19 protein-coding genes are annotated in these 25054 nt (G+C 69.1%); 7 read left to right on the forward strand and 12 right to left on the reverse strand.

The genetic code is table 11. The features are described 5' to 3' along the window. Positions 1 to 7: 7 nt before the first annotated feature. Positions 8 to 694, reverse strand: coding sequence for a molybdenum cofactor biosynthesis protein MoaE (locus QN163_04520; protein ID MDR5683273.1), 687 nt, complete (start codon positions 692 to 694; stop codon positions 8 to 10). A gap of 50 nt (positions 695 to 744) precedes the next feature. Here QN163_04520 and QN163_04525 point away from each other — a divergent pair, with 50 nt between their 5' ends. Continuing rightward, complete coding sequence (locus QN163_04525; protein MDR5683274.1) at positions 745 to 1629, forward strand: CehA/McbA family metallohydrolase; 885 nt, start codon at positions 745 to 747, stop codon at positions 1627 to 1629. A 9-nt stretch (positions 1630 to 1638) separates the two neighbouring features. Here the strand turns inward: QN163_04525 and acs are convergent, their stop codons facing one another. The 4 genes from acs to QN163_04545 all read right to left on the reverse strand — a co-directional run bounded on the left by acs (position 1639) and on the right by QN163_04545 (position 7935). Further along, the gene (acs, locus tag QN163_04530; protein ID MDR5683275.1) at positions 1639 to 3621 is read right to left on the reverse strand and encodes an acetate--CoA ligase; all 1983 of its coding nucleotides are present in this window, start codon (positions 3619 to 3621) and stop codon (positions 1639 to 1641) included. 73 nt (positions 3622 to 3694) lie between these two features. Next, positions 3695 to 5647 carry an acetate--CoA ligase gene (locus QN163_04535; protein ID MDR5683276.1) on the reverse strand — a complete coding sequence of 651 codons (1953 nt, stop codon included), beginning with the start codon at positions 5645 to 5647 and terminating at the stop codon, positions 3695 to 3697. A gap of 79 nt (positions 5648 to 5726) precedes the next feature. Then, on the reverse strand, positions 5727 to 7547 hold the full coding sequence (locus tag QN163_04540) for a VC_2705 family sodium/solute symporter (protein MDR5683277.1): 1821 nt from the start codon (positions 7545 to 7547) through the stop codon (positions 5727 to 5729). 13 nt (positions 7548 to 7560) lie between these two features. Then, positions 7561 to 7935, reverse strand: a complete 375-nt coding sequence (locus tag QN163_04545) for a DUF4212 domain-containing protein (protein ID MDR5683278.1) — start codon at positions 7933 to 7935, stop codon at positions 7561 to 7563. A gap of 356 nt (positions 7936 to 8291) precedes the next feature. Here QN163_04545 and QN163_04550 point away from each other — a divergent pair, with 356 nt between their 5' ends. Genes QN163_04550 through QN163_04565 form a run of 4 tightly spaced genes read left to right on the forward strand, consistent with a single transcriptional unit; the run spans position 8292 to position 12700 of the window. Next, positions 8292 to 9533, forward strand: a complete 1242-nt coding sequence (locus QN163_04550) for a histidine kinase (GenBank protein ID MDR5683279.1) — start codon at positions 8292 to 8294, stop codon at positions 9531 to 9533. Between the two features lie 16 nt (positions 9534 to 9549). Continuing rightward, the gene (locus tag QN163_04555) at positions 9550 to 11307 is read left to right on the forward strand and encodes a DUF294 nucleotidyltransferase-like domain-containing protein (GenBank protein ID MDR5683280.1); all 1758 of its coding nucleotides are present in this window, start codon (positions 9550 to 9552) and stop codon (positions 11305 to 11307) included. A 41-nt stretch (positions 11308 to 11348) separates the two neighbouring features. Beyond that, the gene (locus tag QN163_04560; GenBank protein ID MDR5683281.1) at positions 11349 to 11969 is read left to right on the forward strand and encodes a 3'-5' exonuclease; all 621 of its coding nucleotides are present in this window, start codon (positions 11349 to 11351) and stop codon (positions 11967 to 11969) included. Next, positions 11966 to 12700 (forward strand): LytTR family DNA-binding domain-containing protein, encoded by a 735-nt coding sequence (locus tag QN163_04565; protein ID MDR5683282.1) that lies wholly within the window; start codon positions 11966 to 11968, stop codon positions 12698 to 12700. Before QN163_04560 ends, QN163_04565 begins: the two co-directional genes overlap by 4 nt. A 19-nt stretch (positions 12701 to 12719) precedes the next feature. On the opposite strand, the gene QN163_04570 is transcribed toward QN163_04565, so the two are convergent. The 7 genes from QN163_04570 to QN163_04600 form a co-directional block, all read right to left on the reverse strand. Then, positions 12720 to 14546 carry a cation acetate symporter gene (locus QN163_04570; protein ID MDR5683283.1) on the reverse strand — a complete coding sequence of 609 codons (1827 nt, stop codon included), beginning with the start codon at positions 14544 to 14546 and terminating at the stop codon, positions 12720 to 12722. Between the two features lies 1 nt (position 14547). After that, entirely contained in the window at positions 14548 to 14910 is a 363-nt protein-coding gene (locus tag QN163_04575; protein ID MDR5683284.1) for a DUF485 domain-containing protein, read from the reverse strand. Positions 14911 to 15045: 135 nt separating this feature from the next. After that, a complete protein-coding gene (locus tag QN163_04580) occupies positions 15046 to 17169 on the reverse strand; it encodes a lipid-A-disaccharide synthase-related protein (protein ID MDR5683285.1) in 2124 nt (707 codons plus the stop codon). After that, positions 17166 to 18485, reverse strand: coding sequence for an O-antigen ligase family protein (locus QN163_04585; GenBank protein ID MDR5683286.1), 1320 nt, complete (start codon positions 18483 to 18485; stop codon positions 17166 to 17168). Before QN163_04585 ends, QN163_04580 begins: the two co-directional genes overlap by 4 nt. Then, positions 18446 to 19360: a glycosyltransferase gene (locus tag QN163_04590; protein MDR5683287.1), complete on the reverse strand. Its 915-nt coding sequence runs from the start codon at positions 19358 to 19360 to the stop codon at positions 18446 to 18448. Before QN163_04590 ends, QN163_04585 begins: the two co-directional genes overlap by 40 nt. After that, a complete protein-coding gene (locus QN163_04595; GenBank protein ID MDR5683288.1) occupies positions 19357 to 21198 on the reverse strand; it encodes an ABC transporter ATP-binding protein in 1842 nt (613 codons plus the stop codon). The genes QN163_04590 and QN163_04595 overlap by 4 nt, the downstream gene beginning before the upstream one ends. Further along, complete coding sequence (locus QN163_04600) at positions 21195 to 22355, reverse strand: hypothetical protein (GenBank protein MDR5683289.1); 1161 nt, start codon at positions 22353 to 22355, stop codon at positions 21195 to 21197. The genes QN163_04595 and QN163_04600 overlap by 4 nt, the downstream gene beginning before the upstream one ends. 103 nt (positions 22356 to 22458) lie before the next feature. Here QN163_04600 and QN163_04605 point away from each other — a divergent pair, with 103 nt between their 5' ends. Then, positions 22459 to 23919, forward strand: coding sequence for a hypothetical protein (locus QN163_04605; GenBank protein ID MDR5683290.1), 1461 nt, complete (start codon positions 22459 to 22461; stop codon positions 23917 to 23919). A gap of 186 nt (positions 23920 to 24105) precedes the next feature. Beyond that, positions 24106 to 25054 (forward strand): phosphomannomutase/phosphoglucomutase (locus QN163_04610; protein MDR5683291.1); only part of this gene is annotated, 949 nt, incomplete at its 3' end.

The raw sequence follows: 25054 nt of genomic DNA on the forward strand, positions 1-25054 counted from the left end.
AGCGCCGTCACACCCCGCCCTCGGCCGGACCCGGCACCGGGTCGGTGCCCACCCAGGCCGCACCGCCTTCCCAGACTTCCTTTTTCCAGATCGGCACGGTGACTTTCAGCGTGTCGATCGCGTACTTCGCCGCCTCGAAGGCATCCTTGCGGTGCGCTGATGACACCGCCACCGCGACGCTGATCTCGCCGACGCCGAGCCGCCCCGTGCGGTGCACGATCGCCGCGTGCAGCACCGGCCACCTCTCGGCGATCTGGCGGGCGATGCGCTCCATCTCCGAACGGGCGAGCCGCTCGTAGGCTTCGTACTCGAGGTGCACGACGCGCTGATCGTTGCGGGCGGTCTGGCGCACCGTCCCCAAGAACAGCACGACTGCCCCCGCGCCCGGGTCCCGCACGCGTTCGAGCAGATCGTCGGTGGAGATCGGGCCGGTCTGCACCGCCACGTAGATGTCGCCTCCGCTGACCGGAGGGATCAGGGCCACCTCCTCGCCGTCCCTCAAGGGCCGGTTGGCCGGCGCGTACTCGTCGTTCACGGCGAAAGCAGGCGTTGCCAGGCCCGCCAGCGCCGGATAGCGTCGGATGAGGGCGGCCCACACCGCCTCCGGAGTCGCCTCGCCGTCCAGATGGACATCGATCGACGGCGAGCCGACCGTCTCTCGGTAGGACGCAAACAATCGGACACGTACGCGCACCGTCGGCTCCTGCGCTGTGGACCTGGCTAGGTGCAGTGTACATTGAAACCATGCACATTCTCGACCCCTACGCGGTACCCGGAACGGACCGTCGGGCGCAGCTGCACTGCCACACCACCAACTCTGACGGGCGATACGAGCCAGCGGAGGTCGTGCAGAAGTACCGGAATGCAGGCTACGCCTTCGTGGCCTTCACCGACCACGACCGGGTGACGCCCGCCGAAGGTCTGTCTGACCGGGACTTCTGCACCATCTCCGGCGTCGAGCGTACAATCCCCAAGCCCGTGCGACCGCTGGGACCCCACCTGTCCTGCCTGTTCGTCGACGTGCTGCCGGCGGGTTCCGGCGCGCAGGCCGTGGTGGAGGATGTGCGTCGCCGGGGCGGGGTGGCCGGGCTGAACCACCCGTCGTGGAGGGGCAACCTCGGGTCGGCGGGGTGGAGCCTGCGGACGATGCTGCAGTTGCGGGGATACTCCTTCGTGGAGGTCTGGAACGTCCACTCCAACAGCGACGAGGACACACGGCGCTGGGCCGCTGCCGCAGCCCACCACGGTCCCGGTCATCCGATCGCGCCGGCGGCCGGCGACGACCTGCACGTGGCCGACCAGTTCGACCGCGCCTGGGTGGTCGTGCGCGTGAGGGAGGTCAGCGCCGTGGCCCTGAAGGAAGCGCTAATCCGCGGGGCCGTCTACGCGTCCACGGGCCCGACGGCGCGCTTCGGTGTTCGGGACGGGAGGATCGTCGCACAGACGGACGCCGCGACGATCCGGTTCCTCGACCACCGCGGCGCCATCCGCCGCGAGGTGGCCGGCCCGTCCGCCGAGTACGAGCCCTCCCCGGAAGATCGGTTCGTGCGGGTGGAGTGTCTGGGCCGCAGCGTGGGCCGCGCGTGGTCCAACATCTTCTGGGTGCTGCCGGCCGCCGGGCCCCGGTAGCCGGCAGCGCTATCCCTCCTCCTTGCCCTCCTCCACGTACCTCTGCTTGATCTGCTGCACGACCGAGGGATCGAGCAGCGTCGTCGTGTCGCCCAGCGCCCGCCCCTCAGCGATGTCGCGCAGCAGCCGGCGCATGATCTTGGCAGAGCGCGTCTTGGGCAGGTCCGCGGTGAAGAAGATATCGGCCGGACGCGCGATGGGGCTGATCTTTTGCGCGACCCAGTCGCGCAGCGCCCCCCGCAGCTCGTCGCTCGGCTCGTATCCTGCCCGCAGCACGACGAACGCCGAGACGGCCTGCCCCTTGTCGGGATCGGTACGGCCGATCGCTGCGGCCTCGGCGACCGCGGGGTGGGCGACGAGGGCGCTTTCGATCTCGATGTTGCTCAGCCGATGACCCGCAACGTTCACGACATCGTCGACCCGACCCTGGATCCAGTAGTAGCCATCCTCGTCACGGCGGGCACCATCGCCCGTGAAGTACCTTCCGGGGAACCGGCTCCAGTAGGTCTGCACGTAGCGGTCGGGATCTCCCCAGAACGTCCGAAGCATCGCCGGCCACGGCCGGGTCAGCACGAGGTAGCCCCCGGCGTTGGGCGGCAGCGGGTTGCCCTGTTCGTCCACGATGTCCGCGGAGATCCCGGGGAAGGGTACCGTGGCCGACCCGGGTTTGGTCGTCGTCAGCCCGGGCAGCGGCGTGATGAGGATGCAGCCGGTCTCCGTCTGCCACCAGGTGTCGACGATCGGGCAGCGACCGCCTCCGATGTTCTCATGGTACCACATCCACGCCTCGGGGTTGATGGGCTCGCCGACCGTACCCAGCAGCCGCAGACTGACGAGGTCGCACCGCTTCGGATACTCCGTACCCCACTTCATTGCGGTGCGGATGAAGGTGGGTGAGGTGTACAGGACGTTCACCCGGTACTTCTCCACGATGCGCCAGTACCGGTCCTTGTCCGGCCAGTCGGGCGCGCCCTCGTACATCACGGAGGTCGCCCCGTTGCTCAGCGGCCCGTAGACGATGTAGGAGTGGCCGGTTACCCATCCGATGTCGGCCGTGCACCAGTAGTAATCCTCGTCCTTCAGGTCGAATACCCACTTCGTGGTGAGGTGCGTGCCGAGGGCGTATCCCCCAGTCGTGTGCAGCACACCCTTCGGTTTGCCCGTCGTACCCGACGTGTAGAGGATGAACAGCGGGTGCTCACTGTCGAGCGGCGTGGCCTCACAGCTTGGGGATGCGCGCTCCATCTCTTCGTGCCACCAGACGTCGCGTCCGCTCTTCATGTCGACGTCCGCACGGTCGCCGGCGCGGCGCAGCACGACGACCTTCTCAATCGACGGGCAGTTGGCCACTGCCTGATCAGCGTATTGCTTGAGCGGGACGACCTGCCCCCTGCGCCAGGCGCCGTCCTGCGTGATCAGCACCTTTGCGGTGGCATCGTTGATCCGGCCGGCGAGGGCGTCCGCGGAGAAACCCCCAAACACGACGCTGTGCGGTGCGCCGATGCGGGCACATGCGAGCATCGCGATCGGCAGCTCCGGGACCATGCCCATGTAGATGGTGACCCGGTCTCCCGCCTGCACCCCCAGCCCCTTGAGGACGTTGGCGAAGCGCTGGACCTCGCGGTGGAGGTCCTGGTAGGTGAGCACACGGCTGTCGCCGGGTTCGCCCTCCCAGACGATCGCCGCCTTGGTCCGCCGCCGGGTATGCACGTGGCGGTCGACGCAGTTGTACGAAATGTTGATCTGTCCCCCGATAAACCACTTCGCCCACGGCACATCCCACTCCAATACGCGGTCCCACCTGCGGAACCAATGGAGTTCGGAAGCGGCGTACCGCCCCCAGAAGGCCTCGGGATCGCGGGCAGCCTCCTCATAGACCCTCGGATCGTTCATGTTCGCGCGGCGGGCGAACTCGGCGGGCGGAGCAAACCGCCGCTGCTCGATGAGCAACGCCTCGATCCCCGCCTGCGTCTGTATACCCTGGCCGTCCATCTCCAGATCCCCCCTCACCGGCTTGTGGCGCCGTCTCCCGTCACGAAAGCCGACCCCTGTGGATTGCTTAGCCTCACCCCCGTTCCTTACCTGCTGCGCCGATCTCCTCGCGCATCCGGCACCAGGCGCTGCGTGCCTCCTCTACGGATCCCTCGTCCTCGATCGTCGTGATGTCGCCGGGATCGCGATCGAGGATCACCGACCGGAGTACGCGGCGCATGATCTTGCCGCTGCGCGTCTTGGGCAGCATCGAGACGAAGTTGACCTCGCCGACGACGGCGACGGGGCCGAGTTCGCGCCGCACCGTCTCCAGCAATTCCCTGCGGAGCGTCTCCGACGGTTGGTGCCCCTGCTTGAGGACGACGAACGCGGAGATCACCTCCCCGCGCAGTTCGTCCGGGCGGCCGATCACGCCTGCCTCGGCGACCACGGGGTGCTTGAGGAAGGCAGTTTCGACTTCGACGGTGCCGATCCGGTGCGCGGCGATCTTGATCACCTCGTCCGCGCGTCCGGCGAACCAGACGTATCCGTCCTCGTCCATCTGGGCGGCGTCGCCGGTGAAGTACACGTCGGTCCCGGGGATTCGCTTCCAGTAGTCCTGCGCGTACCGCTCCGGCTCGCCCCACAGCATCGGTGTGAGACTGGGGAACGGGCGTCGGATGACGAGGACCCCTCGTTCGCCGGGGCCGCAGACTTGGCCTTCCGGCGTCATGACCGCGACCTCCATCCCCGGCAGGGGGATGGCGGCCGATCCGGGCTTGATCGGCAGCATCGCGATCCCGTAGGGGTTGCCGATCACGGGCCCTCCGGTTTCTGTCTGCCACCAGTGGTCGATGACGGGGACGCGGTCGTCGAGGACGCGTTTTTGCAGCCACTCCCAGGCCGGCGGGTTGAGCACCTCGCCGGCGCAGAAGACACGCTCCAACGACGAGCGGTCATAGCGCAGAGCCGGGTCCTCACCGTACTTCATCAGCAGCCGCACCGCGGTCGGTGAGGTGAACACGCCGGTGACCCGGAATTCCTCGACGATCCGCCACGGCGTCTCCGGACCCGGATGGTCCAACGCGCCCTCGTAGGCGACCGTCGTGCAGCCTGCCAGCAGCGGAGCGTAGACGATGTAGCTGTGACCAACTACCCAGCCGATGTCCGAAGTCGACCACCAGACGTCGTCCGACCTCAGGGCGAAACACCAGCGGCCCACCGCATGGATCCCGACCTGGTAGCCTCCGTGTGTGTGGACGGCGAGCTTGGGCTTGGCGGTCGTGCCCGAGGTGGCCAGAATGTAGGCAGGCTCGTTGGCCTCCATCGGCTCGAAACCACCGGACTGTCCGGCGGCCCCATTGAGGAAGGTGCCCCACGGCACGTCGCGGCCGGGCTCGAGTTGCACACCGTCGGGCGTGCGCTGCAGGACCACGACGCGCTCCACCGACCCTCCGGATTCGCGCAGCGCCGCATCGACGATCTCCTTCAGACGCACCTCGCCGCCCTTGCGGTAGGCCACGTCGGCGGTGAGGACGAGTCGCGAACCGCTGGCCCGAATCCGCTCTCCGAGTGCGCCGGCGCCGAAACCGGCGAACACCACCGAGTGGATGGCCCCGATCCGAACGCAGGCCAGCATCGCCGCGATGGCCTCGGGGCAGGTCGGCATGTAGATCGTGACACGGTCGCCCTTGCGGATCCCGGCGCCGCGCAGGGCTGCGGCGAGGCGCTCGACTTCGTAGAGCAGCTGCGCGTAGGTGTACACGCGGCGCTCGCCGCGCTCGTTCGCGTAGACGAGGGCCGCATGCCCGGCCCGGCCCGACGCGACGTGGCGGTCCAGGCAGTTGCGGGCGAGGTTGGTCAGCCCGCCCGAGAACCAGCGGAAGCTCGTGCCGTGCTGCGTGAAGGCCGTCTGCCAGCGGGAAAGCCAGGGCAGACCCTCAGCGACGCGTTCCCAGAAGCGGGCCGGGTCCGCGCGCGCATGCTCGTCGAGGGCCCGGACCTGGGGCGGCACCAGGCTCGACACTCCGCGAACGGCCTCGGACATGGATCCGCCGCCTACCGTGGAGGCAGCCGGCAGTCCGGGGTGAGGCGAGAAGCGGAATGCCGGCTGCCGTTTGTTTGCCCTACGTCGCGCTCGACGAACCGCGCGCCTCCTCCCCGCCGTCGGACCCACCCGCCACCGCCGGCATGTGCGCCAGATCGGGTAGGCGCATGCGGTCGACGAACTGCATCACCGCCCGGCCCTCCGGCTGGGTGATCAGGGAGACGATGACCGACACGACCAGGTTGACCGCGAACGCAATGCAGCCCCAGGCGAGAGTGCCGATGGGCTGACCGAACAGAGACCACGGAGGGGCACCGAAGACGCCCACTGCCAGCACGTAGGGGAGCGCTGTGGCCATGCCCGCGACCATGCCCCAGATGATCCCGTAGCGGTTGAGCCGTTTCCAGAATGTTCCCAGAACCACTGCGGGCGTGAAGCTGGCGGCGGCGAACACGAACGCCCAGCCGACCAGCAGGGCGACGTAGAAGGCAAACCGCGGATCGTTGATCGCCAGGAACGCGAGGAAGCTTGCCAGGACCGACAGGACCATGACGAGAATCCGGGTCAGGCGGATTTCCTGCTGCTCGCTGACGTTGGGGTTGATGAACCGGTGGTAGATGTCGCGCGTCACGCCGGTCGTCATGACCATCAGCAGGCCGTCGGCGGTGCTCAGGGCCGCCGCCAGGCCGCCGACCGCCACGAACGGAGCGATCCACCAGGCCAGATCCCACATGTCGGGCATGCCGATCACGACGATGTCGCCGTGGAAGCTGAGCTCGACAGGCTGTAGGATCCCGTCGGCGTTGGCGTCCTCGATCCGGATGAGCCCCGTCGGAAGGAACTTCGCCACCCACGGCACCGCCTGAACCTCCGCGATCGGACGACCCCACAGGCCACTGAAGGCGTGGCGGGCCATCGCCGCGTACATCGGCGCGGTGCAGTACAGGAGGCCGATAAAGAACAGCGCCCAGCCGACGCTGAGGCGCGCCGCCGACGCGGTCGGCGTCGTGTACGAGCGCATGAGGATGTGCGGCAACCCGATGGTGCCCAGCATCAGCAGCAGAGCGGAGAGGATCCAGTTGACCTGACCCGAAGCGCCCCCCAGCGGCTTAGCGAACGGCGTGGTCCAGGGGGTCTGTCCGAACTGAGCTTCGCGACTCTGCAGCGACTGGATGAGATCCCCGTAACCGAACCAGGGCAGCGGCTTGAACAGGCCGAGCATGCTGGCGACGATGAACACCGCCCCGAGGTAGGCGATGATCAACACGATGTACTGCGCGAATTGCGTCCACGTGATGCTCTTCCAGCCGCCGCTGGCGGCGTAGATGCCCATGCCGAACAGGGCTCCGAACACGCCGATCTGCGCGGGGATACCCAAAAAGCGCGAGAAGACCACGCCGGCGCCCACCAGCTGCGCGGTGAGGTAGGTGAGCGACGTGATGAACAGCATGATCACCGCGATAACCCGCGCCGGTCCGTAGCCGCCGGCGCGGGTCTCCACCAGGTCGGGCACCGTCCAGGTGTTGGACTTGCGGACGTAGGGTGCGATGAAGAAGGCGTGGATCGTGTAGCCGAGCGTCCAGCCGATGATGTAGGGCAGACCGTCATATCCCAGCAGCGCGATCGCACCGGCCATCGATAGGAAGCTCGCCGCGCTCATCCAGTCCGCGGCGGTGGCGGCCCCGTTGACGACGGGCGGGATCCGCCGTTCGGCGACGTACATCGCGTGTGCGGTCGTGCCGCGGGCGACGTAGGCGATCGAGATGTACATGAAAATCGATCCGATCACCATCCAGCCGGCGGCGATCCTGGGGTTGAACGCCCCGAGGACGACTGTGATCGCAATGTAGGCGGCGATGCTCGGGATCAGGACGCGATAGACCTCGGGATGGATCCGCATGCCGGTCTCCTCCTCACGGCTCGTGGCTCGCGCCGCTGGGCGTCCCGGCCGCACCGAGTTCGAGCCGGACGTCGTCGGGCAGCCGTTCCCACTCTTCCAGGGCCCGCTCGCGCAGGCCGCGTTCGACCCGGCTCATCGCCACGTGGTAGACGAAAATCATCGCGACACCGACCCAGATGCTCATGAACGCGGCCAGGTACCAGTGCAGCGGCATGTTGCCGAAGATCAAGACGTTCCGCCAGGCGTGCGGCGCCGGGATGTGCCACCAGACGGCGATCACGCTCCACAACAGGAAGAACCAGAAGGTGATCCGGACCAGGCGTTGCCAGTACCAGCTCTTGAGGTCGTCGGGCAGATGCTCTTCGGGATGTTCGACGGTCTTCGCCATGCGCACCCCCCTGTCGTCGCCCGCCTCGTCGCCCGCCGGCGCGGGCTTCGGGTTTGCGAACAGCCCCCACCCCTTCGGTAAGACCGCACACCGAGCAGGTCAACGATTGCGGCCTCAGCGCGGCGGTTTGCCGGGCGAACCGGCTCGGAGAGGGGGTGAGCCGTCGCACCCCCGACGTCGACCGGGTGTTTCGTGCGGGTGAACGGTGCGGTGAACGGTGGTCTCGCGACGGTGAACGGGCCTTGCGCCCGCGCGGGCGGCCGGGGGATTGTCGCCGAAACGGGAATTCGCTGGGCCGCTGGGGAGGGTTTGGCTGTGCCCTCCGTCAAAGTACTGCGCGTCGGAGGGTCCACGTCATGCTCCGGGTCGCGGCGGCCAGCGCGGCGTTGCTGACGGTCCTCGAGACGATCGTCCTCTACTCCATGGTCCGCGCGGATCCGCTTTCCCTCGCGGTGGCGGTGGGACTGTTCAATGCGGTACTCGCCGTGGTGGTGGGACGTCTGAGCATGGCCCACCTCGGCTACCACGGCAAGCGGAGCGCCGCCGCGCTGGGCGGGATCTCGGACCCGTTGACGGTGCTGCGAGAGGGGCTGAACCGGGAGACTGCGCGAGAGACCGTCCGGATGCTCGCGCAGCTGGACAACGTCCGCGGCGTCGTCGTCGCCGAGCGCCAGGAGGTGCTGGCCTCCGAGGGGCCCGCCTTCGAAGACCCGCAGGTCGTGGAGGTGGTGCGGCAGGTCCTGCGGGATGTCAGAAGCCGCGGCGGCGCGGTGCGCCGGGCGCTGTCGGGGGTGGCCGTGGTTGCGGCGCCGCTGGTCTACCGCCGAGACGTCCTGGGAGCGCTCGGGTTCGTGGTCTCGGGGAACGGCGAGTCCGTGAACGAAGTCGCGCGGGCGGCCGAGGTGTTCGCGCGGCTGCTGGCGATGCAGTTGGCGCTGGCGCAGATGGACCAGCAGGCCCGTCTGGCCGCCGAGGCGGAGTTGCGGGCGCTGCAGGCTCAGATCAACCCGCACTTCTTCTTCAACACGCTCAACACCGTCGTCAGCTACATGCGCGACGACCCGGAGATGGCCCGCAGGCTGTTGCTGCGCCTGGCGGACCTCTTTCGGATGAACATGCAGCTGGGAGGGCAGATCATCCCGTTCGCAGACGAATACCAGTACATCCGCGACTACCTCTTCATCGAGCAGGCGCGCTTCCGGGACCGGCTCCGGGTGACCTACGACATCGATCCCCAGGTGCTCAAGGTGGGCGTGCCGGCGCTGTCGGTTCAGCCTTTGGTGGAGAACGCGGTGCGGCACGGCATCGCGCCCAAGAACGGGCCCGGCACGCTGGAGATCCGTGCTCGCTTGGACCTCCTGCTGCTGCGTGTGCACATCACCGTGCGGGACGACGGTGTCGGGATGCCGCCGGAGCGGGTGGAGGAGATCCTGCACGGTCACCCCGGCGAAGCGATGCCGCGGAGCGTCCGGGGTGGGGTCGCGCTGGCCAACGTGCGGGAGCGCCTGCGGAGGCTGTACGGTGATGCGTGCAGCCTCGAGATCGAGAGCACGCCCGGCAGGGGTACTACGGTGCACCTCAGGCTACCCATGCGGTGAGCGCTCGGTGGCCGCCATGGATCCCATGGAGTTCGTCCGCCGCACCGCACCGTTCGGCAGGCTATCCCGTGCTGCGGTCGCGCAACTGGAAGGCCAGCTCGAGATCCTGTTCTTCCCAAAGGGAAGGGTGGTCGTGAACTGGGACGCGCAGACCCCGCACGTCTACCTGATCCGAAGGGGTGCGGTGAAGGTCGCGACCCCCGCCGGAGAGAGCGTGCACCTGGAGGAAGGCGAGACGTTCGGCAGAGGGGAGCGTCCTTTCGGCGGGCTGCCGGCGGAGGTCACGGCCGAGGAAGACCTGCTCGTGTACCGATGGCCAGCAGAGCTCGTCGCCCGGGTGCGGGCGACCGCGGAAAGTGTGCGCGACGAACCGCCCGCTGGCCTGTTCGTGCCCGTGGGCAGCCTCGTGCGCAGGCGCCTGGTGTGGGTGACACCTGGGGTGACGGTCGGCGAGGCGGCGCGCCGGATGGCCGAAGAGGGCGTCAGCTCACTGGTGGTGGCGCGGGCCCAGCCAGGCACCGACAGCGTGGCGCTGGGCGAGGTCGCAGGCGTCGTGACGGATCGCGACCTGCGCTCGAAGGTGTTGGCCCGCGGGCTGGGCTCCGACACCCCCGTGGATGCGATCATGACGAGTCCGGCGCACACCATCCCGGCCGATGCGCCGGTCTTCGCGGTGCTCATGGAGATGCTCGAGAGGCGCATCCACCATCTGCCCGTCCTTCGCGACGGGCAGGTCGTGGGCATGGTCACCGATACCGACCTCATGCAGCTGCAGGCTCGCAGCCCGCTGTTCGTGTTGAAGCGGCTGGAGGAAGGCAGCCTGGACCGGTATGCGGACGAGGTCGCCTCCGTGGCCTCCTCGCTGATGGAGGCCGGCGTGGGGATCGCTGCTCTGTGCCAGACCGTCTCGCGCCTCCACGACGCCCTGTGTCGTCGCGTGCTGCGCGAGGCGGAGGCCGAACTGGGGGCGCCCCCGGTTCCCTACGCGTGGATGGTGTATGGATCGGAGGGCAGGCAGGAGCAGATCCTGCCCACCGATCAGGACAATGCGTTGGTGTACGGTGGGCAGGGCGAGGAGCCGTACTTCGTGCGCTTCGCCCAGGCCGTGTCGCGTCGTCTGGCGACGGCTGGGTTTCCTCCGTGTCCCGGCGGCTACATGGCGATCAACTGGCACGGCCCGTTGGCGGAGTGGGTGCAGCGCTTCACGATGTGGATGCGGCGACCGGAAGGCGAGAACCTCCTGAACGCCCATGTGTTCTTCGACTTCCGCAGCGCCGGCGGCGAGCTCGATCTGGAACCTCTGGAGCGGACGGTCGCCGGCGCCCGCAACAACCGCCTGTTCGTGGCCCACCTCGCCCGCGGTTGCGTCCAGTTCCGGCCACCGCTGGGCCCGTTCCGTCGGCTACAGACGCACGAGGGCAGACTGGATCTGAAGACCGGTGCGATCGCGCCGGTGGTGTGCATCGGCCGGCTGTTGGCGCTGCAAGGCGCAACGCGGGAGCGCAACACCATTCGCAGACTGCGCTCGGCGTCCGAGAGCGGCCTGCTCAGCCGCGAGGACGCCGAGGGGCTCGTCGATGCGTTCGAACTGGCCATGCGGCTTCGCCTGCGTGCCCAGCTGGCCGCGTGGAAGCGAGGGGACAAACCGGGCAATGAGATCGCACTGGACGCGCTGTCGCCGGGAGAGCGGCGCAACCTCCGCCACGCGCTCTGGTTCGTCCGCCAGGCGCAGGAGGGGATCCGGCACCGATTCCACATGGGTCTGTGGGCGTGACGGCTCGCGCGGGCCGTCCGGAGGCAGAGACCTTGACAAGCGTGGGGTTCCGTCGGGCAGAGGGGGTTCGCAGTCCCTGGCACGAAGCGGTCTACTGGTGCCTGGACCTGGAGACGTCGGATCTGGACGCTGCACGCGCGGAGGTCCTCTCCGTGGGTGTGGTGCCGGTGCACGGAGGCGTCGTCTGTTGCGCCGACCTGTACCGCAGCTTCGTCCGGCTGGAGCGAGAGACGGCGCGGTGGCGCGGTTCGCGTGCGCACCACATCGTACCCGCCGACCTGACCGACGCACCCGCGTGGCCGGAGGTGGTGCGCGAGGTGGATCGCCGGCTGCGCGGCGGCGTGCTCGTGGTGCACGGGGCCAGCGTGGACGTCCCGTTCCTCCGGCGCGGCTACGAACGTGCCGGGATCTCCTGGCCCCCCGGGCCGGTGGTCGACACCGTGCGCCTGTTGCAGCGGCTCGACGGCAGGCTACGCTGGCTGTTTGGCCGAAGTGGCACGGTGCCTGTGGAGCTCGGGCGGGCGCGCGCGCGGGTGGGGCTTCCCCGGTATCCGCGCCACGACGCCGCCACCGACGCGGTGGCGACGGCGGAGCTGTTTTTGGTGTTGGTGAACAGGCTGGGCGTCAGGTCGGTGGGTGACGTCGTGAGGTGGGGGGCATGATGCGCGCACTGATCGTCGACGACGAGTACCCGGCGCGGAGAGAACTCCGGGCGCAACTGTCCCACTTCCCCAACGTGGAGATCGTCGGCGAGGCGGCCACCGCGGACGAGGCACGCAAGCTGATCGCGGCGGTACCCTACGACGTGGTGTTCTTGGACATCGAGATGCCCGGGCGCAGCGGGCTGGATCTGGCGCGCGAACTGGCGGCCAGCGGTGGTCCGCACGTGGTGTTTACGACGGCGTATTCACAGTACGCCGTCGACGCGTTCGACGTCGGCGCCGCCGGCTACCTCCTCAAGCCGTTCGACGAGGAACGCATCGCACACGTGCTCGAGCGCCTGGGGGCCCATCCGCCTCCGAAGGGCGCCACCGAGCGGGCCGCCCCTTCACCGGCGCGCATCCCCGCGCACCGCCACGACGTCACCGTGCTCGTGCCGCCCGAGGAGATCGCCTTCGCCTACGCGGAGGCCGAGCAAGTCTACCTGAAGCTGCACCGGGAGCGGCTGGGCTGTCGGTTCACGCTGAGAGAACTCGAGGCGAGACTGCGGCCGCACGGATTCTTGCGCGTGCACCGCAGGTTCCTCGTGAACCTCGCCAAGGTACGCGAGGTGGTACCGTACTTCAAAGGCAACATCGGGCTGGTGGTCGACGACGCCGAACGGACGGAGATCCCGGTGAGTCGGGCTCTAGCCCCCGTGGTACGCCGCTGCCTCGGACTGCGCGAACCCTGACCCCGGCGGGCGTCGGAGGTCAGGTCGGAGGGACCGCCCCCGTTCCCAGCTGCTCGAGCAGCCGTTCCTGACGCTCGCGGGCCGTGCCGTGGAGCCGCAGCCAGATCTCGCCCACGTGCTGCGGCACGTTGCGGCGGTCCGCCAGCGAGACTGCCACCATGACGAGCAGGGCGACAGGCGCCGTGTACAGCGTCGGCAGGGAGAATCCCGTGAGCCCCCCGAGAAAAGGCGGCGTCGGTCCGTCCAGGATGCGCAGGAGGTCGGCGCCTAGCAGGAGCAGACATCCGCCGCCGCCGGTGATCATCCCCGCGATGGCTCCGCGCGGTGTGACCCCCTTCCACCAGATGCTGGCCACCAGCACCGGCACGAGGCCGCTGGCCGAGACCGCGAACGCCCAGCTGACCATCAGGGCGATCACCGCCGGAAACGCACGGAATAGGGCGACACGGGGGATCGCGAGGCCGACGGCCAAAGCCACCAGGGCCATCGCCACCAGCGCGATCTTGGCGACGCGCACTCGGAGGCGTTCTGGGGCGTCGGGTCGCAGGAACTGCTCGAAGACGTCGTGGCCCCAGGACGCCGCCGACGCCAGCAGCAACCCGCCGATGGTGGACAGCATCGCCGCGAAGGCACCCGCAGCCACGTACCCCAGCAGCATGCTGCCTCCCAGACTCTGCGCGAGGAAGGGCAGCACCTGATCGGGGTGCATCAGCAGCCCGTCCACGACCTGGACCGCCAACCCCACGCCCACGTTGTCGTCGGACAGGGCGGGGGTGAGCGTGCGTCCGGCCACGCCGGCCGCGCTCGCCAGCCAGTAGAACGCGCTGGTGAACAGCACGACGTACACCGTGGTGCGGCGAGCCATCGGGCCCGTGGGGTTCGTGTAAAAGCGCATCACGACGTGCGGCAACCCCGCGGTCCCGAGGACCAGCGTCAGCAGCAGCGACGCATGGTCCAGCGGCGTGTACAGGTGTCCCGGACGGTTGAATACCGCCGGTTCGGCCCGTAGGCGGCTGCGCTGTGGCATCAACACCACGACCTCGGCATCGGGATCCGCCAGCCGGGGTGCGATGTGCTGCTGCCAGTACGCCTCGCGCATCACCGAGCGGGCGACCTCGACCGGAAGCCGGCCGTCGGGATCCGGGCGCAGCAGGTCGGCCACGCGCCAGCGCTCCGGATTGACCAGCGGTCCGGCGCTGAGATCCCGCAGCGCCCGAGTGTAGCTGAAACCGGCGGCGGCTGCGAATGCGAGCACGAGCGCGACGGCCGACAGCATGATCCAGAACTGCAGCGCCTGGTTCCAGGTCATCCCCCGCATGCCGCCGAGGATGCTGAAGGCGATCATCGCCACGGCGGTGACCGTCACGCCGGTGGCGTAGGGGCTGAGGCCCAGGACCCCGCCTCCGACCAGCAGTTCCCACACCGTCCCGGCACCGACCATCTGCGGAGCCAGGTAGAACAGGACGATGATCTGCACGAGCGCGACGGCGACCAGCCGGGCAGCGGCCGAATCGAACCGAGCTGCAAAGTAATCCGGCAGGGTGTACTCCCCGAAGCGCCGCAGCGGACTGGCGGTGAACAGCAGCAGAGGCACGAAGCCGCCGGCGAACCCCACCCCGAACCAGACGCCGTCCAGCCCGGATGCGTACACGGCCCCCGCTACACCCAAGAACGACGCGGCGCTGAAGTAGTCGCCGCACACCGCCGAGGCATTCAGCGAGGCATTCACCGTGCGGCTGGCCAGGTAGAACTCGAGCCGTGTGCTGGCCTGCCGGCGCGCATACCACGACAGCACCAGCGCGGCCGCCATCACGCCCAGCGTGGTCGCCAGAGCGGCCGTCTGCACGTCACCGACCTCCGGGCGGCGCCCAGCTACCCGGGCGGAGGGAGTCGTCGCGATGGCGTTCGAGCAGGTCTTCCTCCAGGCGGTTGGCCCGCATCGTGTACGAGATCGCCAGGAGAACGCAAAACAGCGGGTAGACGATGGTGGCCGCGACGAACGCGGGCGTGAGTCCGCCCCAGATGGGCAGCGTCACCCACGGATCCCAAAGCGCCTGCAGCACCGGCAGGAGGAGCGTCCCCGCGAAGAACAAAGCCGCATGTCCGAAGGTCAGTCGGCGCTGGGCGCGGAAGACCGCCTCGACTTCCTCCGGGGTATCGAACTCGGGGTAGTTCCACAGGACGGAGTCGACTTCGTCCTGTGAGGTCAAAGCATCGCCTGCATATCCAGGCAAGATCGGCCCCAGATTCCGCCGCACACTCTGCTATCGCGTGCCGCCACACAGGGCGCGCCGACGGAGCGGTTGCTTACCCCCCTTGAGATTGGCCGGCGCGTATCGAAAGTCCTACGGGCCGAGGATGCGGTCGGCCATGCGCTTTGCCGCTCCGGGTGTCCCCATGTTTGCCCGACCGGCCTCGCCGCGCCGGGTGCGTTCGGTGGGATCGGCCAGCAGGCGCAACACCACGGCGGCGGCCTGCGCCGGATCCGCGACGGGGACGAGGGCCTCGCCCAACAACTTCGCCTGCAGCGCGAGGAACCTGCGCGTGAACTGCGGGCCCGGACCGGGAAAGGCCACCACCGGCTTGCCCAAGCCAGCGGCCTGTTCGTTGGCGGTGCCGCCCATTCCCAAGACGACCGTCGCGCGCACGGCGGCGTCGGCAAAGCGGCGTGTGAGGCGGACGGACAGACCGCGCTGGACGGCCGGTCCCTGCCGATCGAGGACGCGGATCTCATCTCCGGCGAGCACCGCGCCGGCCTTCTCGGCGAGGGTCCGGCTGTGGACGGTCGGGGACAGCGCGCAGAGGAACGCGACGTCGTCGCGCACCGCGGCCACGCGCGCCGCGGCTTCCAGCAGCAGACGGAGGTTGGCGGGCGCGTCGGCGCGGCTGCCCGGGAGCAGCAGGACGACGGGTGCGTGCAGAGGCAGACCGAAGTCGTCGCCGTCAGGCTGCAGGCAGTCCATCATGAGGTTGCCGACGTACTCCGCGCGCAACCCAGCAGCCGCGAACCGCCGGGTCGTGAGCTCGTCGCGCGGGAAGGACGACTCGGCCAGCCGCCGGATCATGGCGATCTCGAAGCCGAGGTGGGGATCGTTGCGTTCCGACTTGGCGGTGGGAACGTAGACGACCCGTCCGGGGTCTGCGGCGGCGGCCATCCACAGGCAGAAGACGTCGCCGATCGCCACGATCCGGTCGACGGCGCCTCGCATCGCCCGCAGGGTCCTGCGCTGCGCGAGCGTGAGCCGGATCCATCCGGCGCGGAGGTCGCGCCACGCCTCGCGCACGCCGGTGCGAAACCCGAAGCCCGCGGTCGGGAGCGTGCGGCGCGGATCCAGCACCGAGACGTCGATCGCGTGGTAGGCGTGGCCCATGCCGACCAGCGGGTAGGCGGACACCGCGGCTCCGCGCGCAACCAGTTCGCGCGCCAGCACCGCACCCATCAGGTCCTCTCCGTATCCGTTGGAGACGATGAGGACGTGCGTTCGGCGGTCGGCGCCGCGTGGTGCGGGGTGGGCCGTCGGCGGTCCCTGCCGCAGCGCCCGCCACACCCCCTCGTAGTATGCCTCCCACAGCATGTGGTTGTAGCACTCGCTGGCGATCAGCAGCCACAGGCGCCGGCGCCATCCGGCCCCGCGCTCCAGTCGCCGTTCGGCGGCGCGCAGGACGACGCGGATCCACGGCGTGAACAGCCCGCTGCGGTAGACGACCCACTTCAGCGGCCGGATCAGCGGGTGGAGTTCCAAGAACATGCCCAACCCGAACGGCGACCCGTGCTTGCGCCAGAAATACACCGCTCCGGCTCCGGATTCGGTCTGCTTGCGGCGCGCCGTGGGGAGGTCTTCGACGTGGTGGTGCCAACTGATCGCGGCCGGCTCCCAGCGCAGGCTCACACCGTGCCTGCGCAGCCGCAGTCCGAGTTCGATGTCCTCCCACCCGTAGCCGGTGAACGACTCGTCGAAACCGCCCACCGCCCACAGGTCGTCGGCGCGCACGGAGAAGTTGCGCGTGATGACGTGGTAGGGGGAGAGGTCTCGTCGGCGTCGGGGCGTCAGATCGGGGAACAGTTCTTTGACCTCCATGAAGGGGTTGGTGCGGGAGGCCGGATGCGTCCGACTCGGCCCCTGTACCCCCACGCGCTCGCCGCCGTCGTGGTGCTTGGCGTGCTGGCGGAGGAGGTCGGGTTCGGCCCAGACATCGGCGTCCAGGAACAGGATCACCGGATGGCGTGCCGCTCGCGCGCCGGCGTTGCGCGCCGCGGCCCGGCCGGCGTTGGGCTGGTACACGTAGCGGACCGGAAGCGTTGCGGACCGCGCCTGGACGACTCGTTGGGTATCGTCGGTCGATCCGTCGTCGAGGACAACGACTTCGAACCGGTCGGGCGGGTAGTCCTGGCGCGCCAGGTGATCCAGGGTCGTGCCCAGCACGTGTGCGCTGTTGTGCGTCGGAATGACGACGGAGATCCTCGTCATCGGGGCGGATTCGTGGGACGGAGATCGACGGCGTTCTGCGAAGAGGCTTCCTGAGGCGCACGGTCCGGTGGCGCCACCATCACCGCGACGAGGAACCAGAACGCAAAGCCCAGGTGGAACGCCTGCAACGTCCCGTCTACCATCTGGTGGCCCATCACTCCGGCAAACGCCGCTGTCGCACCGGCCCGCAGCATCCCGTGCTCGGGGGGACCCCGCAGGCTCCGGGACGCGCCCACCCACGCGATTGCCACGATCAACGCGAGGAAGGCTGCTGCGGCCGGTGCGCCGGTCTCAACCGCCATGCTGAGCAGCAGGTTGTGCGCGAACGGCGGAAACTCGTTGGGATCGCCCGGCAAGCGGTAGCCGGGGAAGACGTGGACGAACGCCCCGAACCCGACACCCCACCAGGGGTGGTCGGCGAACATGCGCCACGACGCCTGCCACAGCAGGAGGCGGTCACGGTTCACTTCGGCTGTCAGCGTCGACCTGGCACGCCGCAAGAGGTCGGGATGCGCCGCCACCGCGACGAGCACGGCCGCCGCGAGCACTCCTGCGGCTGCCCACGCGCGCCGCCGCATGGATGGGGTGCCGACCCGCGCCATGACCAGCAGGGTGAACACGCCGACCCACCAGCCCAGCCACGCGCCCCGGCTCATGGTGCTCGCCAGCCCTGCGAGGATCGGCAGCTGTGCCGCCGCCGCGAGGTACGTCGTGCGGCCGCGGCCGGTGACGAGCAGCGTCAGGGCGAGCAGCGAGGCGATCAGCAGGACGGTGCCGGTGGCGTTGAACCCCAGCTGGGGCAGCTCCCCACGCCCGCCGGTGCCACCCCGCGCGAAGTGGACGATGGCCATCACGCCGGCGACGGCGCCGCCGGCGACCCACCACGTGTACAGCGCGCGCACGAACCTGGGTCTTTCGTGCAGGGTACGTGTCATCGGGGCGCAGCCGAGCATGATGCCCAGTGCGAGCAGCGCGCTGTTGAGCACCGCCAGCGTGCGGTGGTCAGACATCAACGCCGAGGCGGTGACCGCCCCGATCCACACCACGATCAGGGGGTCGATCGGGGTCGGCTCCCAGGGGTTGCGACGGCAGGCGATCGCTTCGAAGACCAGCACCACGAACAGCAAGACCGCCCCGACGAGGGCGTATCCCGGGGAGAGCAGTGCGGCGGTCGCGCAGAGGATGGCGTCCCGCGCCGACGACCAGCCGCCCGCCGGCGCCGCGGGTGGGCTGCCGTGCGGGAACGGTCCGGAGGGGGCGGTTACGGCCGCCGTTGTTACATCTGCGTGGCCCGTACGGTGGCCGTGCGGTTCCATTCCCGTCTGAGCACCTTGAGGTAGTGGCGGTTCAGGACGCCCCGCAGCAGCAGGTGGCGCAGGAAACGGTTCCCAACTCTCTGTAGGATCCCGGGCAGGGTGCGCTCGTTGACCACGCCTCCCAGCGTCATGACCTGAACGACGGCGCCGTGGAGCGGAGTCAGCTGCACGACCATGCGGCTTGCCCACCCCGGGTGCTTGCGCAAGAACCGCACCGCCGTACCCGCGCGCTCTTCTTCTTTGTGCAACAGAGCTGGCAGGGCCGCAGCCGACGGCGCAGGTTGGTAGTGATAGGCCAGCGCGCGGGCAGAGAACACGCGCCGCAGGCCCAGCCGCCGCAGGCGGATCCCCAGGTCCACGTCCTCCCACCCGTACCGGCGGAAGCCCTCGTCGAACCCGCCGGCCGCCAGCAGGTGCGATCGGCGAACCGAGGCGTTCGCGGTGTCCAAGAACGCGGGGGAGGCGTCCCGCATCAGCCTGCCCCTGGCGAACCTGCCGTCCGCCCTGTCGGTCAGGATCAGCGGTCCGCGGCCGACGACCCGCTCGCCGCGCGCATGGACGTCGGCGTGCGCCCGCAGAAACCCGGGCGTGGGGAAGACGTCGCTGTCCACGAAGACGACGACCTCACCGGCGGCCTCCCGAATTCCGCGGTTACGGGCCGCGGCCCGTCCCCGGTTCTCCGGCTGCCTGAGATAGCGGATATGGAGGTCGCTTTCGAAGGCCGTCACCACCTGCCGGGTATGATCGTCGGAGCCGTCGTCGACGACGAGGACCTCGAAGCGGTCGCGGGACAGCGTCTGTTCCGTCAGACACCGCAGGCAGACGCGCAGGATCTCGGCGCGGTTGTAGGTCGGGACGACGACGGACAGCTTCACGGCTCACCCCGTCCCGGTGTGGGAGGTCCGTGGAGGACGGGCTGCTCGCTACCCTCCGACAGCAGCTGTCCTTCGGCGAGCGTCCTGAACGCGCCGCCGGCAGCCATCAGCGCCGAGTACGAACCTTCTTCGACCACCCGGCCTTCGTCCAGCACCACGATTCGATCGGCGTGACGCACCGTGCTCAGGCGGTGTGCGATCACGAGTGCGGTGCGTCCATGCATCAGGCGGTCGATGGCCTCCTGCACCAGCAACTCGGACTCCGCGTCGAGGGACGAGGTCGCCTCGTCCAGGACGATCACGTCCGGATCCATCAACAGCGCCCGCGCGATCGCCAGCCGCTGCCGCTGACCGCCGGAGAGGTTCAGGCCGGCTTCGGAGAGTTCGGTATCGTAGCCTCTGGGCAGGGCCCGGATGAATTCGTCAGCGTTGGCGGCCCGAGCGGCCCGCACGACCTCCTCGGACGGAGCGTCCGGGCGACCGTAGGCGATGTTGTCGCGCACCGTGCCGCCGAAGAGGATCGTCTCCTGGGGGACGTAGGCCACCCGCCGCCGCAGCGAGTCCGCCCGAACCTCGCGCAGGTCGACGCCGCCCACGGTGATGCGCCCGCGCGTGGGGTCGTAGAAGCGCAGCAGCAGGTTGACCACGGAGCTCTTGCCGGCGCCGCTGGGGCCCACCAGTGCGACGTGCTCGCCGGGATCGATGCGCAACGAGACGCCGCGCAGCGCCCACCGGTCGGGCTCGTAGGCCAGCCACACGTCGTCGTAGACGATCTCACCCAGCGGTGAGGGAACTTCCCGGGCGCCCCACGGTTCCAGGACGACCGGGACCCGCAGCACCTCCTCGATCCGTTCGAGGGCGGCTTGCGCCTGGCGCACGTTGCTGTAGATCCTCGTGAGGTTCACTCCTGGCTCGACCGCAAGCGCCACGTAGGCGACGAACGCGACGAGCGCCCCGGGCGTCATCGTGCCCGAGGCGACCAGTTGTCCGCCCAGCCACAGGAAGGCCACCAGGCCGAGCGCGGTAGCCATCGTGACGGCCGAGACCTCAAAGGCGATCAGGCGGCTGATGCGGATCTGTTCGCCCAGCAGCGCGCGGTTCTCGCGCGCGAAGCGTTCCCGCTCCCGAGCCTCCTGGACGAAGGCGCGCACGACGCGGGCGCCGGCGATGACATCCCGCACCCGCGATGCGAGGTCTGCGACCACCTGCTGTGCACGTTCGGAGGCGGCTTGGATCTGGCCTCCGAAGTGGCGCGCGACCAGCGCGACCACCGGGAGGATGACGAGCGTGACCGAGGCCAGGCGCCACTCCAGGACAAACAGCATCGCGATCGTCCCCAGCAGCGTTGCGGCGGTCCCGATGAAGTCCACCAGCCCGACCAGCAGGTGGGTGTGCACGAGTTGCGTGTCGTGCAGAGAGCGCGACATGATCTCTCCGCTGCGCCACGTACCGACGTGTTCGACCGGCCAGCGCAGCATCCGCCAGAAGATCCGGTCGCGCAGCGCCGCCGTGGACATGTGGGCGAAGGCAAAGTTGAAGTAGATCTGTCCATATAGGAACAGTGTACGCAGCGCGAAGACACCCAAGACGACGAGGGCTGCGTGTCCGAGGACCGCAAGATCGCCGGTGGCGACGATGCGGTCGACGGTGTCCCCGAACAGGAGCGGCACGGCCAGACCCGCGGCGGTCACGGCCAGCACGCACACCACTGCCAGTGCGAGCCGACCGCGGTGCGGGCGAGCGGCCTCCCACAGCGCGCCGCGTACCGGCTGCAGCAGGGTGTCGCGGAGTCGTCCGGTTTCCACGCCGGCGATCCTCCTGGGGTGTGGCGGAGTCATGCTGCGATCTCCACGATCCCGCCGGCGAGGCGCTCGGCGGCGCCGGGGGTTGCGGGGAAGTGCCGTCGGAGCCCCTGTCGCATCGACCGCAGCCGCTGGGGATCCCGCAGCAGCGCGGCGACGCGGCGGACCACCTCGTCCGGTGGGGCGTCCCCGACGACCTCCTCGACGAGGGGCCGACCGCTCAGACGGTTGGGGGTCGCGACGAACCGCCCCGCCCGGAAGTAGCGCCGCAGAAGGACCCCCTTGACCGCAGGACCAATCACCGGAAACCGCAGCACCCACTCCTTGGTCCCTTCGAGCGGGATCCGAGACGGGTCATACAGTGGCATCCACACGAGCATCGGTGTGCCCAGCAACCCGAGTTCCACGGTGCTCGTGCCTGGGATCGTCAGGGCCAGCGCCGCACGCCGGAACGCCTGCAGACGTTCGGATTCATCGGTGACGACCCGCACCCTGGCGCCGTCGAGGCGGTGGCGCACCAGGTCTTCGGACAAAAACGGGGAGGGCGCGACCGCCACCTCGGTTTCTGGCACCAGGCGGCGGACGCCCTCGCCCACCTCCACCATCAGCGGCGCCAGCGCCTCGAAGATCCGCGGCCGCGAACCGGGCAAAAGCAGCAGCAGGGGCCGCCGCCCGTCGGCCCCTTCTAGGGAGACGTCTGCTCCGAGCCCGTCGGTGCGTTGATCGATCAGGTTCAGCGCGTCGGCCCGCAGGTCACCCACGGTTTCGATCTTGGTCTGCGGTACGCCCAGCGCGACGAGTTGCCGTGCGAGTTCGGAGGTGTTGGTGGCGATCCATGCGAACGCCCGGTGCCGGCGGGCGATCAGCGTGCGCTCGACGTACGCCACCGCAGGACAACCGCAGCGCCGCGCAAGACGCGCAGCATACCACAGATCCCCACCGAGGTGGGCCACGCAGTCGGCCCGCACATGTCCTGCACCCAGGACCAGCCGCACGACGCGCGCGGGGGGCTCGATGCGGTCAAACAATCCGGATCGCGCCGCCAGGTCGGCTTCCCGCCCGGTCGCGTACTGACAGGGCGGCAGGGCCAGCGTCACGGACGCCCGCGCGTGCACGCTGCGGAGGGCCCGGGCCAGCGGAAACGCCCATCCCCAGACCTCGCCCGGCCCGTTCGACACGATCAGAATGTCCACCACGTCATTATAGTGCGCTGGCCGTGTGCTATCCTCCGCGTTGGTGCCCGCCGTCGCCGGGCACAGTCGCACGTGAAGAACACGGAGGTTAGGTAACGATTCCATGCGTCGTGCTCGTGCCGCCTGTGCACTCGCCGTGCTGCTCGTCACGGCTCCCGCTGCGGCCCAGATCCCGCCGGTCGTCGTCGAGGCCGATCGGATCGTGTACGACACCACCGGGCGGCGCATCGAAGCCACCGGGAACGTTCGCATCGAGTACCGCGACGTCCGGCTGTGGGCCGACTACGCGCTGGTGGACCTGGATCGTCAGGAAATCCTCCTACGCGGAAGCGTGATCCTGGTCCAGGGGGACCGGCGGCTGGCCGCAGGGGCGCTCCGCTACGACCTGCGCAACCAGACCGGGGAGGCGATCGACGTCCGTGCCGTCCAGGACGCCGTCTACTACCGTGCACGAGAAGTGCAGTTGCAGCAGGGAGTGTTTCGCGCGCTCGATGCGCTCGTCACCATCTGCGATCCTGCCTCCCCTTTGTACAGCGTTACGGCCGAGCGGGTCACGGTCGTCCCGGGGCGTATGGTGATCGCCGAGAATGCGGCGCTGCGCGCCGGTGATGCGGTCATCCTGCGGGTCCCGCGGTTCGAGATCCCCCTCGACGACGCGGCGCCGGAGGCACCGGCCCGAAACTTCCCGCGTCCGGAGGGCGGCTACGACGGGCTGTCCGGTCTGTGGGTCGGGGTGCGCTACCCGTACCCGCTCGGAGACGTCGCCGGGGAGGCGTACCTGCGCTACAACACCGCCCTGGGGTGGGAGGGATACAACCGGTTGCGCTACGCGCAACCGACCTGGTCCGCGGAGTTCTTGGCCGGTGTCCTGCGGGATGCCGAAAACCGCCTGTACGAGGCGGCCGAGCTGCGCTACGCCACCGCCCCTTGGGGTGGGCTGCTTCCGGTGTCGTTCGCAGCCTCCGCCGGATACTACCGCGAACGTGCGACCGGCGCGGAGAGTCCGAAACTCGAAGCCACCGTCCGGGTGGGCGGCGCATCCTGGGCACTGGGCGACGCGATGACCCTGACACTGGGCGGATCCGTCCGCTACTCTGTCTACGCGGACCGGACGCTGTTGGTGCCCGCCGCGGGTGCCACGCTCGCCTATCGAGTCGACGCACGCTCGACCTTCTCGCTGTCGTACTTGTGGTCGGAAATCTACGGCAGCACGCCGTTCCTGTTCGACGCGCCCTTGCGCGAGAGCGTCGTCACGGCTTCGTACGCCTACGCCTCGACCGGGTTCGCATTCGCAGCCGGGGTGCAGTACGACTTCGTGTTGCAACACGCGAAACTGCTCGGGGACGTGCGCTTCGTCACGCCGGGCGAGTGGCGGTTTGGCGTCCTCGCGAAGTACAATCTGACCACCGGCGCGTTCGAAGACCTCGCCCTGAGCATCGGCAAGAGGTGCGACTGCCTGGACGTCGGTCTAACGTACCGCGTGGTCCAGCAGCAGTTCTGGATTACCTTCAACCTGTTCTCCTCGCCCAGAGTCCAGCAACACGTCCCGCAACCCCCTCCCTGAGCCGCCCGTCACGGCGACGGGGTGTGCCGCAGGCGGCGGCCCGACCAGGGTACAATAGCGGCGAGCCGAACCGGTGGGCGGCGGGGATCGCTTGGAGCGGAACCGAGAGGGGATCGATGACGCCCGGCACACGCGGTGAGTCACCTTCCCCCCCATTGGGGACGGGGTCGGGTCGAGGAGGACGCCATGGTCAAAGCCGAGATCTTCCGCGAGTACGACATCCGCGGCGTCTTCGGGCAGGACATCACTCCGCAAGGCGCAGCGGCGATCGCGCGCGCCTTCGCCGCGTATTTGCATTCCAGACTCCCTTCGCCCGCCGTGGGGCTCCCGGTCGTCGTGGGCTACGACAACCGCACCTCCTCACCGCAGCTACGGGACGCGGTCGTCGACGCGCTTGTCGATTCCGGCTGCGAGGTCACCGACCTGGGGATGGTGACAACGCCGCTGTTCTACTTCGCGCGCGTGCACCTGGGGATCGACGGCGGGATCATGATCACCGCCAGCCACAATCCTCCCGAATACAATGGCTTCAAGCTCGCGCACGGATTCGGCACCCTGTACGGGGAGCAAATCCAGGAGATCCGGCGGCTCGTCGAATCCGAAGCGCACGTCACCGCCCGCGGATCCGTCCGCGCCACCGATGTCAAGCCCGCCTACCGGCGGATGCTGCAGGAGAAGGTCCGGCTGGGAGCACGGCGGCTGCGCGCGGTCGTGGACTGCGGAAACGGCACGGCAAGCGTGATCGCACCGGACGCGTTGCGCGACTTGGGCGTCGACGTGCTGCCCCTGTACTGTGAGAGCGATCCGACGTTTCCCCATCACCATCCGGATCCAGTCGATCCGGGAAACCTCCGTGACCTGATCCAGACGGTGCGGACCGAACGTGCCGATGTGGGAATCGCGTTCGACGGCGACGGGGACCGCATCGGCGTCGTCGACGACCAGGGCGCGATCGTGTGGGGAGACCAGCTGATGATCCTGTTCTGGCGCGAGATCCTCCCCAAGCACCCCGGCGCGGACGCCATCGTAGAGGTGAAGTGCTCGCAGGCCCTGGTGGATGAGATCCGGCGGCTGGGCGGCAAGCCGTTCTTCTACAAGACCGGCCACTCCCTGATCAAGGCGAAGATGCGCGAAA

It is taken from the genome of Armatimonadota bacterium, from assembly GCA_031432545.1.
GTDB lineage: Bacteria > Sysuimicrobiota > Sysuimicrobiia > Sysuimicrobiales > Sysuimicrobiaceae > Caldifonticola > Caldifonticola tengchongensis.

What these genes read in the sequence shown, in the direction of transcription:
- QN163_04605 (MDR5683290.1), top strand. Translation starts at nt 22,459, where the DNA reads ATGCGTCGTGCTCGTGCCGCCTGTGCACTCGCCGTGCTGCTCGTCACG.
- QN163_04550 (MDR5683279.1), top strand. Translation starts at nt 8,292, where the DNA reads ATGCTCCGGGTCGCGGCGGCCAGCGCGGCGTTGCTGACGGTCCTCGAG.
- QN163_04580 (MDR5683285.1), bottom strand. Translation starts at nt 17,169, where the DNA reads ATGACGAGGATCTCCGTCGTCATTCCGACGCACAACAGCGCACACGTG.
- QN163_04565 (MDR5683282.1), top strand. Translation starts at nt 11,966, where the DNA reads ATGATGCGCGCACTGATCGTCGACGACGAGTACCCGGCGCGGAGAGAA.
- acs (MDR5683275.1), bottom strand. Translation starts at nt 3,621, where the DNA reads ATGGACGGCCAGGGTATACAGACGCAGGCGGGGATCGAGGCGTTGCTC.
- QN163_04540 (MDR5683277.1), bottom strand. Translation starts at nt 7,547, where the DNA reads ATGCGGATCCATCCCGAGGTCTATCGCGTCCTGATCCCGAGCATCGCC.
- QN163_04545 (MDR5683278.1), bottom strand. Translation starts at nt 7,935, where the DNA reads ATGGCGAAGACCGTCGAACATCCCGAAGAGCATCTGCCCGACGACCTC.
- QN163_04595 (MDR5683288.1), bottom strand. Translation starts at nt 21,198, where the DNA reads ATGACTCCGCCACACCCCAGGAGGATCGCCGGCGTGGAAACCGGACGA.
- QN163_04525 (MDR5683274.1), top strand. Translation starts at nt 745, where the DNA reads ATGCACATTCTCGACCCCTACGCGGTACCCGGAACGGACCGTCGGGCG.
- QN163_04585 (MDR5683286.1), bottom strand. Translation starts at nt 18,485, where the DNA reads ATGGAACCGCACGGCCACCGTACGGGCCACGCAGATGTAACAACGGCG.
- QN163_04555 (MDR5683280.1), top strand. Translation starts at nt 9,550, where the DNA reads ATGGATCCCATGGAGTTCGTCCGCCGCACCGCACCGTTCGGCAGGCTA.
- QN163_04535 (MDR5683276.1), bottom strand. Translation starts at nt 5,647, where the DNA reads ATGTCCGAGGCCGTTCGCGGAGTGTCGAGCCTGGTGCCGCCCCAGGTC.